The following is a 14,155-nucleotide window of genomic DNA, read 5'->3' as shown; positions in this document are numbered from 1 at the left end:
GTGGCCCCACCTTCCGCACCCTGGTGCTGTGCGCTGCCATGGCAGCGGCGACCGCCGGTCATGCCGCGGAAACCCAGCCCTGGTTGGACACCTCGGCCAGCTTTGAGACCCGCGCCGCCGCGCTGGTGGGGCAGATGACCCTGGAGGAAAAGGCCGCCCAGATGCAGAACGCCGCGCCGGCCATCGAGCGCCTGGGCGTTCCGGCCTACGACTGGTGGAACGAAGGCCTCCACGGTGTGGCGCGGGCAGGGCAGGCCACCGTCTTCCCGCAGGCGATCGGGCTGGCGGCCACTTTCGACGTGCCGTTGATGGCGCAGGTCGCGACCACCATCAGCGACGAGGCGCGCGCCAAGCATCACCAGTTCGTGCGCGAGGGGTCGCATGGCCGCTACCAGGGCCTGACCTACTGGTCGCCGAACATCAACATCTTCCGCGATCCGCGGTGGGGCCGTGGCCAGGAAACCTACGGTGAGGACCCGTACCTGACCGCGCGCATGGGCGTCGCCTTCGTGCACGGCCTGCAGGGCGACGACCCGGTCTACCGCAAGCTCGACGCCACGGCCAAGCACCTGGCCGTGCACAGTGGTCCCGAGGCGGACCGCCACCACTTCGACGCGCGCCCCAGCAAGCGCGACCTGTATGACACCTACCTCCCGGCCTTCGAGGCGCTGGTGAAGGAAGGCCAGGTCGACGCGGTGATGGGCGCCTACAACCGGGTGTATGGCGAGTCCGCGAGCGCCAGCACGTTCCTGCTGCGCGACGTGCTGCGCCGGGACTGGGGCTTCAGGGGCTACGTGGTGTCCGACTGCTGGGCCATCGTCGATATCTGGAAGCATCACAAAATCGTGCCGACCCGCGAGGCCGCCGCGGCACTGGCGGTCAAGAACGGCACCGAGCTGGAGTGCGGCCAGGAATACGCCACGCTGCCGGCCGCGGTACGCCAGGGGCTGATCAGCGAAGCGGAGATCGACGATGCCGTGACGCGGCTGTTCACCGCGCGGATGCGGCTGGGCATGTTCGATCCGCCCGAGCGCGTGCGCTGGGCGCGGATACCGGCCTCCGTGAACCAGGCCCCGGCGCACGACGCGCTGGCCCTGAAGGCCGCGCAGCAGTCCCTGGTGCTGCTGAAGAACGATGGCGTGCTGCCTTTGTCGCGCAGTCTCAAGCGCATTGCCGTGGTCGGCCCAACCGCCGATGACACCATGGCCCTGCTCGGCAACTACTTCGGCACGCCGGCCGCGCCGGTGACCATCCTGCAGGGAATCCGCGACGCGGCCAAGGGCGTCGAGGTGCAGTACGCACGCGGCGTCGACCTGGTCGAAGGGCGCGATGATCCCGGTGCGACACCGCTGATCGAAGCAGCGTACCTGCGGCCGTCGGCCGATTCCCCGGAACGCGGCCTGCGCGGTGAGTACTTCCGCACGCCCGATCTGTCAGGGACGCCGGCCCTGGTCCGCACCGATGCACAGATCGGCTTCCGCTGGGACCGGGGTTCACCCACCGACAACCTGCTGGCCCGCGGTGAAGCGGCGCCGGGGCAGGGCATTCCCAACGATGGCTTCAGCATCCGCTGGCGAGGCCAACTGCTGCCGCCGGTCTCGGGCCGCTACCGGATCGAGGCGGCCGCTGATGACGGCTTCCGTCTCTACGTGGATGGAAAGCGGGTGCTGGACCACTGGGCCAACAGCGATCGCCTGCGCAGCGACGGTGTCGACCTGGACCTACAGGCGGGCCGCGCCTACGAGCTCACGCTGGAGTACTTCGATAACGAACGCGACGCCGGCGTGCGGCTGGGCTGGCGCATGCCCGGCGCGAAGCCGCCGTTCGAGGAGGCGGTCGATGCCGCCCGCAACGCGGACGTGGTGGTCTTCGTCGGCGGCCTGACCGGCGATGTAGAGGGCGAGGAGATGACGGTGAACTATCCGGGCTTCGCGGGCGGCGACCGCACCGATCTGCGCCTGCCCGGCACCCAGCGCGCCCTGCTGGAAGCGCTGCATGCCACGGGCAAGCCGGTGGTGATGGTGCTGACCGGGGGCTCGGCGCTGGCGGTGGAGTGGGCCCAGGCGAACCTGTCCGCGATCCTGATGAGCTGGTATCCCGGGCAGCGCGGTGGCACCGCGGTGGGACAAACGCTGTTCGGCGACACCAATCCCGCGGGCAGGCTGCCGGTGACGTTCTACACCGCGGACCAGGCGATGCCGGCCTTCGACGACTACACGATGGAGGGCCGCACCTACCGCTACTTCCGCGGCACGCCGCTGTATCCGTTCGGCTACGGGCTGTCCTATACCCGGTTCGGCTACGGCAGACTCCGTCTGGATGCGCCCCGCATCGCCGACGACGGCACGCTCAAGGTGCAGGTGGACGTCTCCAACACGGGCAAGCGCGCGGGTGATGAAGTGGTGCAGGTGTATGTGCGGCGACTGGCCGCCGGCGCAGGCGATGCGCAGCAGACCTTGCAGGGCTTCCAGCGTGTCCACCTGGCGCCTGGCGAGCGGCGCACCGTGGCATTCGATCTGGACGCGCAGCAGGCGCTGCGCCAGTACGACGAGGCGCGCGGCACCTATGCGGTCCCGCCGGGGGAGTACGAAGTGAGGGTAGGCGGCTCCAGCGCCGATGCACGTGTGCAGAGCCGCTTCACCGTGGAGGCACGTCGTGACTGAGGCCCGCCACATGGATATTCCCGAGCACACGCTGTCCGTCCGGGAGAAGCTGGGCTACAGCCTGGGCGACCTCGCGGCCAACCTGATCTTCCAGACGCTGATCACCTACCTGGCGTTCTTCTACACCGATGTGTACCGGTTGCCGCCCGCCACGGCGGCGACGATCATCCTTGTCATCGGCCTGCTGGGCGCCTTCGTGTTCACCCCGCTGATCGGCATTGCCGCTGACCGCACGGTCAGCCGCTGGGGAAAGTTCCGGCCCTGGATCCTGTGGACGGCGATTCCCTTCGGCGCGCTGTCGCTGCTTGCGTTCAGTACGCCGGACCTCGGCGGGCGCGGCAAGGTCATCTACGCCCTGGTGACCTATGGCCTGCTGATGTTCGTGTACGCAGCCAACAACCTGCCGTACTCCGCGCTCAGCGGGGTACTGACCGGCAGCATGGCCCAACGCAACAGCCTGTCGGCCTACCGCTTCGTGGCGGTGATGATCGCGCAGTTCATCATCCAGGTGCTGTTGCTGCCGCTGGTGCTGATCCTGGGCGACGGGGACCGCGTGCAGGGCTTCGAGCGGGTAATGACCGTGTTCGCGGTCGTGGGCACGCTGTTCTTCCTGATCACCTTCGCCACAACCCGCGAGCGCATCGTGCCGGCCAAGGAACAGACGGGCGGGGTGATGCAGGACCTGTCCGACCTGCTGCACAACCGGCCGTGGAAGGTGATGCTGGCCCTGACGGTGCTGGCCTTCATCAACCTCGCCCTGAAGGGCGGCACCTACATCTACTACTTCCAGTACTACATGAGCGAAGCCGCGTTGGCGGGTTTTCTCGACGCCTCCGGTTTCAACCGCTTCATCGGGGCGGTGAACGCGACCCTCAACGGATGGGGCCTGTCCGGCTTCACCTGGCCGGAGGATCCGGCGACCTCGGCCTTCAGCCTGTTCAACGCCTGCGGCATCCTCTGCATGATCCTGGGCATCGGCGTCTCCCGCCGCCTGGCCGACCGCTTCGGCAAGCGTGATGTCTTCGGCGGCGCGCTGCTGGTGTCCACCGTGTTCCTGCTGGTGTTCTACCTGTTTCCACCCACGGCGGTCGGCGTGGCCTTTGGCGCCTTCATGCTGCACGGATTCTGCTACGGCATCACCATCCCGCTGCTGTGGGCGATGATCGCCGACGTTGCCGACTATTCGGAATGGAAGAACCATCGCCGCGCCACCGCCATCATCTTCTCCGCGATGCTGTGCGGGTTGAAGATCGGGCTCAGCATCGGCGGTGCACTGGTCGCCGGGATTCTCGCGCACCATGGTTATCAGGCCGGCGCGGAACAGCAGCCCCAGGCCGTGGTGGACGGCATCCGCCTGACCGTGAGCCTCTACTGCTCCATTCCCTTCCTGGTCGCGGTTGCGCTGCTCTTCCTCTACAAGATCGACAAAGGGATGGAGACGCGAATCGAGCATGACCTGCATCTGCGTCGCCAGGGCAACGACCTTGATCAGCTCGCGGCGCATGCCATTTCCCAGCCGCTGGTGACCCACATCTATACCGCCGATCCTTCGGCCCACGTATTCGAGGGGCGCCTGTACATCTATCCGTCGCACGATATCGACGGCGGCGCGCCCTTCGACGATGAGGGCGGGCATTTCGGCATGGAGGACTACCACGTGCTGCGGATGGATTCGCCCGAGGCCGATGCCATCGATTGCGGCATGGCGCTGCATGTGCGCGACGTACCCTGGGCCGCGCAGCAGATGTGGGCGCCGGATGCAGCCCACCGCGACGGCCGCTACTACCTGTATTTCCCGGCCAAGGACGGACAGGGCATGTTCCGCATCGGCGTGGCGGCAGGGGATCGCCCGGAGGGGCCGTTCACTGCCGAACCCGAACCGATGGAGGGCACGTACTCGATCGACCCGGCCGTGTACGAAGACGACGACGGCACGCATTACCTCTATTTCGGCGGCATCTGGGGTGGCCAGCTGCAGAAGTACCGTGACAACCGCTTTGATGCGACGCACGAAGAGCCGACCGGGGAGGCCCCGGCACTGGGACCGCGTGTCGGCCGACTGGACGCGGGCATGACGCGGCTGGCGGAGCCCACGCGCGAGGTCGTCATCCTCGACGAGCACGGACAGCCGCTGCGTGCCGACGACCATGCGCGCCGGTTCTTCGAGGGGCCGTGGCTGCACAAGTATCAGGGCCGCTATTACCTGTCGTACTCCACGGGCAATACGCACCTGCTGTGCTACGCCATCGGTGACAGCCCGTATGGACCGTTCACCTATGCCGGCGTGATCCTGAAGCCCGTTGTGGGCTGGACCACGCATCACTCCATCTGCGCGTTCAAGGGGCAGTGGTATCTCTTCTACCATGACGCCTTGTTGTCGGGCGGTGTGACCCATCTGCGCTCGGTCAAGTGCACGCCGCTGCTGATGGACGCGGACGGCGGCATCCGGACGATCGATCCTTATGGCGCTTGAAGCGGCGTCACCGAAAGACGATGCGCAGGCGCCACTGCCGGGTGGGCGCTTGTACTGGTTGCGGGCGGGCGCGTTGGAGGTCGCATTGGCGCCTGACGCCGGTGGACGCATTGCCCAGATCCGCTATGACGGCGTCGACTGGCTGATCGGTGAGCAGGAGGGTGGGGCGGCGGCGATCGGATGGGGGTGCTATCCGATGGTGCCTTGGGCCGGACGGATCCGGCAGGGGCGCTTTGCCTTTGCTGGCAAGCCGTATGGGCTGCCAACAAACTTCGGCGGGCACGCAATCCACGGGGTGGGCTTCTCACGGCCGTGGCGTATCGACAGTCTCGGGGCGGACAGCGCCATGATGTCGCTTGAGCTTCCTGAGGATGTCTATTGGCCGTTCGGGGGTCGTGGGACACAGGCGATCCATGTGATGCCAAACCACCTGGAACTGCGCCTCGCCGTGCAAGCCGGCGACCAGGCGATGCCGGCGGTGCTGGGTTGGCACCCGTGGTTTCGGAAGCCGGATCAGTTGCTGTTCTCGCCCAGTGCGATGTATCCGCGGGACGGGGAGGGCATCGCTGCATTGCCCTGCATTGCTCCCACGCCTGGGCCGTGGGATGACTGTTTCATCAACCAGGCTGAGGTGACGCTGGTGTCTGGAGGCCAGCGGCTGCGCCTACGGGCGGATACGGGTCACTGGGTGGTGTATGACGGTTCTGCGCACGCGACGTGTGTGGAGCCGCAGACTGGGCCGCCTGATGGCTTTACCCTCGCGCCAAACCGAATCGACCCTGGCGAGCGACTAGAGCTGACCTTCGAACTCGCGTGGAACACGGCGAGGCAGGGTCGGTTCCCAAGCGACTGCAACCAAAATCGAGACGCGCTCCTACATACACGAATATGAGCGCGCTACTCTGGAGGCCGCCCACGCCGGTCACCTGCGCGCACCCGGCAAGCGCGTGCATTAGCGCAACCAGGCGCTGGACGCCAGGCGGCTCTGTCCTGTCATAGTTCCGCTCGATGCAGAGCTCACGCGAATGTGCCAAGGCATGTTCCAGCGCGACCAGCAATGTCGCAGCCTGCATCGGCTGGCAGCGCGCCGCAGTATAAGAATCTAGTGGGGCCAGGTAGACCTGTTGCACGTCGAGACCAACCTGCGCGACGCTTAATGATCACGCGTGCTTGTTGGCCGAAGCCGGTGGTCGTAAGATCAGGTCTAGACTAGTGCCTACAATGTTGTGCACTGGGAATAGGTCGCATAGCTGGAAGCTAGGCTCATCAATCAGGCAGTTAGGCAACAGGGGATCATCGTGACAACCGCACTTCCATTTGTGATGCTCTTAGTGGGACTAGCTTTTATCGTTTCGGCCTACTTCACGCCTCATGCCGTTACAACGAGTTTTTTATCTGGCTTGTCAGGTAATTTTATATCGTTAGCAATAGCTCTTTTTCTGGTTAACGTATACCTCGACAAGAAGGGAAAAAGGGCGGGGGTTCTCGCTCTCCTTGGCGTTACCCAGCATCACGTGAGCAATTATCACAACCATTGGTTAACGATTTGCTGGAATCACTTTGGAAAGGATAGATTTACTAGCATCGTAAAGGAGTATTTGGGCGGCGGCGCAAAGCCCGATGCACTGAGTACAGAAACTCGCTTGCAGCTGTACACACTCTTTAAGGACGACCAACACATCCGCGTACTTCTCAGCGACCTAGATGGCGCACTTACAGAGCTCTCTCGTCTTGCTGGCTGGAACTTGAGCCCTGACGTACTGGAAGGGTCACTTAAGACGCGCTTATCCATATCCAAGTTGCGATCCACGGTTTTCGACGACAATCAATCATCAATCGATCAGGTCACCGAGAACGCCTTGGATACCGACATTCAATCATCACTTGTTCTCGCTTCACTAGCGGGTGCGGCTGGCCTGAACATCAAGGGAAATTGATGGTCGGGCGCAGCAAGGTTTCACTGGTACTACGTGGCTTGAGCGCCGTAGCGCTCAAGCCAGGTAAACTCCTTGCCACCCTTGATTGAGGCAACGCCGCATGACTTGTTGGCGGCGCGCCCGTGGCCGACAAGTCGACCTTCACAGCGGGGCCGGGCCAGACTGGCATTGCCGCATGAGCATCACGGGGCAGGGCAAAGCCAACTACCAGGCACAGCGCAATGGCAGTTGCAGCCAGCTTCCGCCAGACGGCTTTTTTTTGGTTCTTCACCCAACTCCGGGGAAGGCCGCCCGGATTTTCAGGAAGAAATACGCCATCTCGGTATCCGTAGGCGACGCGCTTGATGACCTTGATCTTGTTGTTGATGCCTTCCACCAGGTTCGTCCCGAGAGGCCACCGGCAGTGGGCCAGGATGCCCGGCAGATAAGGCTGCAGACGCCGGACAAAGATGCGCAGCGGCTCCAACCCGCTTCGCAGGGCGCGATGCTTCCATGAGCGCCAGGCCTTCTCCGCCCAGCTCTGGCTTCGGTAGCGCCACAGCTGCTTCAGGTCGTCTTTGAGCAGATAGGTGGTCAGCAGTGCTCTGTTGGCGGCCAGCAGCTCCTCGAGTTGGACGCGCTGCTCGGCCGGGACGTTTTGCCGGTTGCGCAGCAGCAGCCAGCGCGAGGTCTTCACCACCCGCCGGGCGGGCCTGTCGGTGCGCAGACGGTTGGCCTCGTCCACCCGCACTCGATCGATGACTTCGCGTCCGTACTTAGCCACCACGTGGAAGAGGTCGTAGACCACTTCAGCATTGGGACACTGGGCTTTGACCTCCACATCAAAGGCCGAATTCATGTCCATTGCTACGGCTTGGATGCGTTCGCAACCGTCCTTGCCGAGTAGCTCAAAGAAGGGACGGATGTCAGCGCGGCTGCGTCCTCGGCCGACCCAGAGCACGCGCTTGCGCGATGGCTCGACGACCACGGTGGCGTAGCGATGCCCCTTCTGGATCGCAAACTCGTCCATCGCGATCACGCGTACGTCCGATAGGTCCACCGGGCCCAGCGTCTGCATCAGATGCCTGAAATCAAGCGCCTTGACCGTCTTCCAGTCCAGACCATGCCACTTTGCGGTGGCATGGATCGAGATGGTGGCACACATGCGTGCCACGCTCTGCGCAAGCCGTTGCGTTACCCGGGCATGCCGCTCCAGCCAATCCAAGTGCTCCAGTTTTGGCCCACAGCGAGGACAGGCCAGTCGCTGTCGCTGGACTTCCAACTCCACCGGCTCGTCGAACACGGGCAAGTCACGGATGCGCCGGAGCGTCTGGTCGTGGATGGCCACGACCCACTTGCCGCAGCCACTGCAGCGTCGTCGGCGGCGTGAATCAGGCAACAGCGAAAGCACCAGCCACGTGGCTTCGCCACGTGCCTCGCGGCGCCATCCACCCAGGCGATACCCCTCCCAGCCCCCCAGCAACGGCATACAATCCAGCTTGGCCACGGCCGGCCTCGGTTTGTAGTCTCGACAACCACAATCTAGCTGGCCGGCCGTGCGCCTTCTCCCCTCAGATGGGAGAAGAACCTTTTTTTTGCGACTGACCGTGCGTGCCTCTCCAACGATGCCCAGGACACGGGCCAGCGGCAGGCAGGTCAGCCCCGCCAAAGTTGCGCATATCACCGTATCAGGCAACGAATAGCTCGACTTCCAGTTGGCGATCGGTCCGCGTGACACGCCAAGCTGACGCTCGAATTCCGCGTCGCTACTGCCAGCAGATCGCCGCGGTTGGCAGCGGCAATCTAAGCCTTTGCAAGAATGCTGCGAGGCGGTGTAAGCACGTCGATCGAGCAGCCACGAAACGAGCTTTGCGCAGCCAAGGGTAAAGGCCAAAATGGACCCTATTACTGGCAGGGTGAGAAGGGGCTCAGTCATGTCAGAATACCCGTTTGGAAACTGACCTATATGGGGTGATATGAAGCTTCCGGATTTCGACGTGCCGCCGATCGCTATTGCTTGGTCTATTCCACTCAGCTTCGTCGCTGGCGGATTGGTCATTTGGATTCTCTCTGGTGCAGAGCACGGCAGCAGGGCAGATTGGATCGCGGCTGCAGGTACGTGGGTGATCGGCATTGCTGCCGCTGCGATTGCGTATATCGCTCACAAGCGAAGCGAGAAGGAGGCTGTTGCGGAGGAACAGCGGAGGGCCGAAGCCAAAAGAGTGCAGCGCATGTACGTCGCGGTTGAGCTCGCGGATGCATTCGGTCTTGATGGCTTTCCGGCCGAGTTCAGAGTATGCGAGCCAGGCAAGCAGACGATTTCTGAACTGGCATACATGCATAAGCGACTGTTGCGCGATTCTGAAAGGATCAAGCTCGGCGATCAGTTCGTTCTCTGCCTTACCACCGAAATAGTTGTGGGAATAAAGTCGATCAACAATTCGATGGATGGCATCAGGGGACTCGTCGAGATCCAGCAGGAGGCCATCGCTCGGAGGAAGGATTGCGATGACAAGACCCCGGTAAACCAGTGGGATCTCGGTGTGGTCGACGAAATTGAAAAGCAGACAGCCGTCGTTCGCGCCAAGTGCGAAGAAATATTTGCCAGCCTCAATGACGACTAGTCGAAAGTTCGTCATTCCTCACTCCGGCCCTCACCAAGCCCCAAGGGAACCCGCCAGCGACCTTGGGGTCGATGGCGGGGCGCTCAACGTCGTTGAACACAGGACAATGTATAAAGCAGCAGGAGGGCACCCATGTTCTGTAACAACCCCTTTCCTTGGGTCCTTCCTGCTATCAGCCTCTTCGCCGTCGTCCCGAACACGGCCGCGCTCGCGCGGGTCGTCTTCGCCTTTCTGCGCATCGGTGGATTTGTTCGCGGCTCTCCGCGAAATCGGGCACCTCGATCGCGACGGCCAGCACGAAGTGCGCCGGTGGATCGATGCAAGCGCGGATAACGCTCGTGTCGCGGCGCTGTGTACGTGCATGACAGAGCAGGGCACCCGCTACACGACCTCTCGCAGCCCGAGTGCCGCACCCTCGTGCGCCACGGTCCTATCTACAACCCTTACAAGCAACAGCGCGATACGCAAACCGGGGCGGTCTTGCCCGGCTCCGCACCCGCGCAACCTGCAGCTGGCCCAATCCCGGCCATTCCGACGGGTGGCGACGCGATAATCAGCGTTGGAGAGCGTCCTATCGGCACGCTCCCCGAATCGGTGCAGAACCGCTACGGCGGCTAGCCGTGACCCGTCACCACCTAGCCATCATGGGGTAGGGGACGGGTGTACACTCGCGGCAAATCGACTTACCCGGGCTGCGGATGGACATTCTAGGCGAGGGACTTCTAGGCGCGATCATTGGTGGTGCTGCCTCACTGGCAGCTACTTACATCACTCTTTGGTCACAGAAGAAGAAAGCAGCGGAAGAAGATCGAGCGAGAGTTAAGGCGGTACTTCAAGCAATTCATGTGGAGATCCGCACGCTCTATCAGCTTTACGACGCAACAATGCCTGTGAAGGTGCACCAGTTAGCCGAAGGCCAGCCGCTGCGCGTCAACTATCCAATCGCCCAGGACTATTTCACAATCTATCGCGAGAACTCCCACTTAATCGGCCATATCCCTGATGCCGAGCTGAGGTCTGCGATTGTTGCGTGCTACATGTACACGAAGTCACTTGTCGATACATACCGATTCAACAATGATCTGGTTGATGGCTATGACGCTGCTGAACTCGCTTATAAGCGCGCGCCAACCCAACCAAACGACGAAGAAATGAGGGCTCGTCTCGGAGCAATGGTGGAGTACGTAGATATGATTCGACGTTCTCACGATGCCGCAATCGAGAGTTTCCGCAGGCTGGACACGATGCTCACGGCTTCGCAGTCCTGCTGGAATCGTGACAGGGTGTAGGGGCATAGCCCCTACGGTCAACGTCTCACCCGCGCTTGGGGCGTCGTGGCCCACGCGACATATGGACCACATTTGAAGGTTCGGCGCCGGTACCGGGATCACCCATGCCCAACCGCCGTTCTCTGCGAATCCTGACGTACTCTCGCAGGTATACGACGCTGGAATCCATTGGGGGGGCAGCGCTTCCCAGATGCTGCCGATCGCGTCGGCCGCGGACGGGCTTCCTCCATCATCAGCCGCCATTCCCGGGCGATGTTGCAGGTCGGCGACCACCAGGCCATGTCGCAGGGTTCAAAGCTGTGGCCCTCTGAGGTGAACATGTGGCCTCTCGATGCGGTCGCGCGGGTCCATCGTGGTCATGCTGCGATCTCGTCCTTGCTGGGTTCCCGGGAAGGGAGGCAAGACTTGATCCACAGCCAAACCCACGAAAGACGTCCCATCAACCATTTCGCATAATGTATATTATGTACGATAGCTCTACGATTCCCGCACTGGCCGCGACGGCCACCAGGCTGGTGCTGCCGGAATAGCTAGCCCTCCAAGCCGCCGACGCTGTCCGCGAACTGCTGGCTGAAGCGGCCGCCGAGAACACCACCCGCAGCTACACTAGTGCCCTGCGCTACTGCGCCGGCTGGCATGCCGCACGTTATGGGGTCGAACTGACCTTGCCGGTTGCCGAAGCCACCGTGCTGCAGTTCGTGGTCGACCATATCCAGCGCCGCTCGGCCGATGGCGAGCTGGCGTGGGAGCTGCGTCAGGCGCCGACAAGGCGCTCGTGGTCGCTGGCCTGAAGGGCTAAGCTCGGCCCTTGGACCTTGGCCGCCGTGCGCCATCGCGTTGCCGTTCTGTCCACGGCGCACCGGCTCAAGCAAGTCGCCAATCCCTGCGAGCCGCGCGGCGCGGGCTGCAGTCAAGCGCGGCGAACGCCCTCGAAAGAAGAATGCGATCACCCTGCCCGAACTTGAGGCGATGCTGGCCACCTGCGATGACAGCTTAGAGGGGATACGTGACCGCGCTCTGCTTTTGCTTTGCCAGTGGCGCCCGCCGGCGCAGCGAGATCGCTGCCGCCAACCTGTGCGACCTACCCCGCATCGGAGACCAGGGCTATATATACCGGTTGGAACGCAGCAAGACCCAGCAAGCCGGTGTTACCGCCACCTCGACACCGGACAAGCCGGTGCTCGATCGGGCCGCCCTCGCCTTGCAGGATTGGCTGAGGGCGACCGGCATCAGCGAAGGGGCGATCTTCCGGCGGTTGTGGAAGCGGCGCTTGGGTCCCGCCCTGTCTCCAGCCGCTGTGGGGGAGATCGTTCGGCGACGAGCGAACCTGGACGGGCTGGAAGGTGATTTCGGTGGACACAGTCTGCGCTCGGGATTCGTTACCGAAGCCAGCCGCCAAGGCGTGTCGCTCCCGGCGATCATGCAACTGACCGAGCACCGGTCTGTATCGAGTGTGGTGGGGTATTTCCAGGCGGGCGGGGCCACAGGCAACCCAGCTGCTCGCTTGCTGGAGACTTGACTGTCGTCGTTGAAACGCGGCTGTCGCATAGGCTGAGACCAGTCCGGCTGATACCGCTGCGTGGGGCCTGAAATCGCTTCCAACCAATTTCGGCCTTGAACTGGAAAGCCGCGCCCCCCACAGTGGTCACGGGAGAATAATTAAAGGGGGTTGATCGTGAGCGCAGAATGGGAAGCGTGCTTTGGCCGGTGGGCTCAGTCACCTAGCAAGACTGAAACCGACAAGATTGAACACTCTATTACGGCCATCAAAAAGGCGCTCGCCGCATGGCCAGCGTTGGCGACAGTAACCCGCGCATTCGTACAAGGCTCCTATCGGAATCGCGTAAACGTTCGTCAGGATAGTGATGTGGATATCGCAGTTGTCTATACGGGCGGGACATTCTTCCCCGACTACCCTGAAGGGACTACACGCGAGACATTTGGGAATTTACCCGGCACCTACACTTACGCTCAATTCAAGAAAGACATTGGCGACGCCCTTGTAGACTATTTTGGCCCCTTGCACGTAACACGTGGAGACAAGGCGTTCGACGTGCACGAGAACACCTATCGCGTCGATGCGGACGTTGTTCCTGTCTTTGAGCACCGTAGGTATCAGCACGCCGGAACGTACTTCAGCGGTACCCAGCTTTACAGCGACAAGGGCGTAAAGATCATCAACTGGCCAGATCAGCACTACGCAAACGGAAACGATAAGAATAACATTACTCGTCGGGCCTATCGCAAGATCGCCCGAATCGTAAAAAAGTTGAGGAACGTCATGGACGACGAAGGTGTTCCCGAAGCAAAGCCACTTAAGGGGTTTAATGTTGAGTGTCTTATCTGGAATGTGCCAGATGCGCTTTTCATGCACGACACGCTATTCCAAGACGTTACTGCCGCGCTGAACTATCTGTCGACTCAGCTCTCAAGCATGGGCGCTTGTGGCGAATGGGGTGAGGTAAGCGAGCTCAAATACTTGCTTAAAGGCAATGAAACGAAGCGGCAGCAGTTCAAGGCATTCATTGATCGTGCACGCACGCGAATTGGGATTGCATGATGTTCACTCGACCGCAGATCACTGCAGCATTGCTCATAGCCGCAGCTGCATGGGCGGGAGTTCTTTTTCTTCAGGGAACGAAGCTAACATGGGAGCACGCAGCGCCGTTCACGACCGTTGTATCGGCACTGGTCTTAGTCGCGTACGCGATGGAACACTGGTTGTGGAAGCTTAGATTCCTCCAGGGAGTGTTGTTCGATCGTCCCGACATCCGGGGGACTTGGAAAGTTACTATTCAGTCAAGTTGGGTGAACCCTGAGACAAACCAAGGCATCCCACCCATATCGGCTTTTGCCGCGGTGACGCAAACCGCGTCGAAGCTGGAGATTCACCTGCTCACCTCCGAATCCGAGTCTTGCCTGTTGGCTCACTCAATCAAGCCCAGCACATGTGCGTCGCGCTTTGAAATTGCAGTCGCTTATGCGAATACGCCTAGCGTGTCATTGCGCGGAGTCCGTAGCGAAAGACATGTCGGGGCGGCGGTAATAGCCACTCACGGCGCTAGAAAATACATGCCATGCGCTCTAGAAGCTGACTATTGGACAGACCGCAAGACTGTGGGGCACATGGAATTCACGGAGCGAGCCGACGAAGTGTTCTCGCGATTTGTGGATGCGAAAGCCCACTTCG

8 protein-coding genes and 3 pseudogenes are annotated in these 14,155 nt (G+C 62.1%); 9 read left to right on the top strand and 2 right to left on the bottom strand.

Annotated elements, in window-relative coordinates; genetic code table 11:
- The first annotated feature begins 38 nt into the window (after window positions 1–38).
- From ABE473_RS00955 to ABE473_RS00935, 5 genes and pseudogenes are all read left to right on the top strand, one after another.
- Window positions 39–2,663: a glycoside hydrolase family 3 C-terminal domain-containing protein gene (locus tag ABE473_RS00955; protein ID WP_346488281.1), complete on the top strand. Its 2,625-nt coding sequence runs from the start codon at window positions 39–41 to the stop codon at window positions 2,661–2,663.
- Window positions 2,664–2,673: 10 nt separating this feature from the next.
- Window positions 2,674–4,137, top strand: a pseudogene (locus ABE473_RS00950) (MFS transporter); the annotation flags it as partial.
- Window positions 4,120–5,136 (top strand): glycoside hydrolase family 43 protein, encoded by a 1,017-nt coding sequence (locus tag ABE473_RS00945; RefSeq protein WP_346488280.1) that lies wholly within the window; start codon window positions 4,120–4,122, stop codon window positions 5,134–5,136. The pseudogene ABE473_RS00950 and the gene ABE473_RS00945, both read left to right, overlap by 18 nt.
- Complete coding sequence (locus ABE473_RS00940) at window positions 5,126–6,028, top strand: aldose epimerase (protein ID WP_346488128.1); 903 nt, start codon at window positions 5,126–5,128, stop codon at window positions 6,026–6,028. Before ABE473_RS00945 ends, ABE473_RS00940 begins: the two co-directional genes overlap by 11 nt.
- 406 nt (window positions 6,029–6,434) lie before the next feature.
- Window positions 6,435–7,073 (top strand): hypothetical protein, encoded by a 639-nt coding sequence (locus tag ABE473_RS00935; protein ID WP_346488127.1) that lies wholly within the window; start codon window positions 6,435–6,437, stop codon window positions 7,071–7,073.
- Here ABE473_RS00935 and ABE473_RS00930 read toward each other — a convergent pair.
- A complete protein-coding gene (locus ABE473_RS00930) occupies window positions 7,060–7,344 on the bottom strand; it encodes a DUF3693 domain-containing protein (RefSeq protein WP_346488126.1) in 285 nt (94 codons plus the stop codon). The genes ABE473_RS00935 and ABE473_RS00930 overlap by 14 nt on opposite strands.
- A pseudogene (locus ABE473_RS00925) lies at window positions 7,341–8,559 on the bottom strand (ISL3 family transposase). The gene ABE473_RS00930 and the pseudogene ABE473_RS00925 overlap by 4 nt, the downstream one beginning before the upstream one ends.
- A gap of 469 nt (window positions 8,560–9,028) precedes the next feature.
- On the opposite strand from ABE473_RS00925, the gene ABE473_RS00920 reads away from it, so the two are divergent.
- The 4 genes and pseudogenes from ABE473_RS00920 (at window position 9,029) to ABE473_RS00905 (ending at window position 13,525) form a co-directional block, all read left to right on the top strand.
- A complete protein-coding gene (locus ABE473_RS00920; RefSeq protein ID WP_346488125.1) occupies window positions 9,029–9,676 on the top strand; it encodes a hypothetical protein in 648 nt (215 codons plus the stop codon).
- A 698-nt stretch (window positions 9,677–10,374) separates the two neighbouring features.
- Window positions 10,375–10,965: a hypothetical protein gene (locus ABE473_RS00915; RefSeq protein ID WP_346488124.1), complete on the top strand. Its 591-nt coding sequence runs from the start codon at window positions 10,375–10,377 to the stop codon at window positions 10,963–10,965.
- Between the two features lie 563 nt (window positions 10,966–11,528).
- Window positions 11,529–12,484, top strand: a pseudogene (locus tag ABE473_RS00910) (site-specific integrase).
- Window positions 12,485–12,640: 156 nt separating this feature from the next.
- Window positions 12,641–13,525: a nucleotidyltransferase gene (locus tag ABE473_RS00905; protein WP_346488123.1), complete on the top strand. Its 885-nt coding sequence runs from the start codon at window positions 12,641–12,643 to the stop codon at window positions 13,523–13,525.
- The last annotated feature ends 630 nt before the right edge of the window (window positions 13,526–14,155 follow it).

It is taken from the genome of Stenotrophomonas sp. TWI700 (genome assembly GCF_039673645.1).
In the GTDB taxonomy this organism is placed as follows: Bacteria; Pseudomonadota; Gammaproteobacteria; order Xanthomonadales; family Xanthomonadaceae; genus Stenotrophomonas; species Stenotrophomonas maltophilia_AA.
The sequence above is the reverse complement of the archived record's forward strand: the minus strand, read 5'-3'. Positions and strand labels throughout refer to the sequence as shown.

Bases quoted from the DNA above. Each gene is read 5' to 3' on its own strand.
- ABE473_RS00955 (WP_346488281.1), top strand. From the start codon at position 39: ATGGCAGCGGCGACCGCCGGTCATGCCGCGGAAACCCAGCCCTGGTTG.
- ABE473_RS00940 (WP_346488128.1), top strand. From the start codon at position 5,126: ATGGCGCTTGAAGCGGCGTCACCGAAAGACGATGCGCAGGCGCCACTG.
- ABE473_RS00920 (WP_346488125.1), top strand. From the start codon at position 9,029: ATGAAGCTTCCGGATTTCGACGTGCCGCCGATCGCTATTGCTTGGTCT.
- ABE473_RS00915 (WP_346488124.1), top strand. From the start codon at position 10,375: ATGGACATTCTAGGCGAGGGACTTCTAGGCGCGATCATTGGTGGTGCT.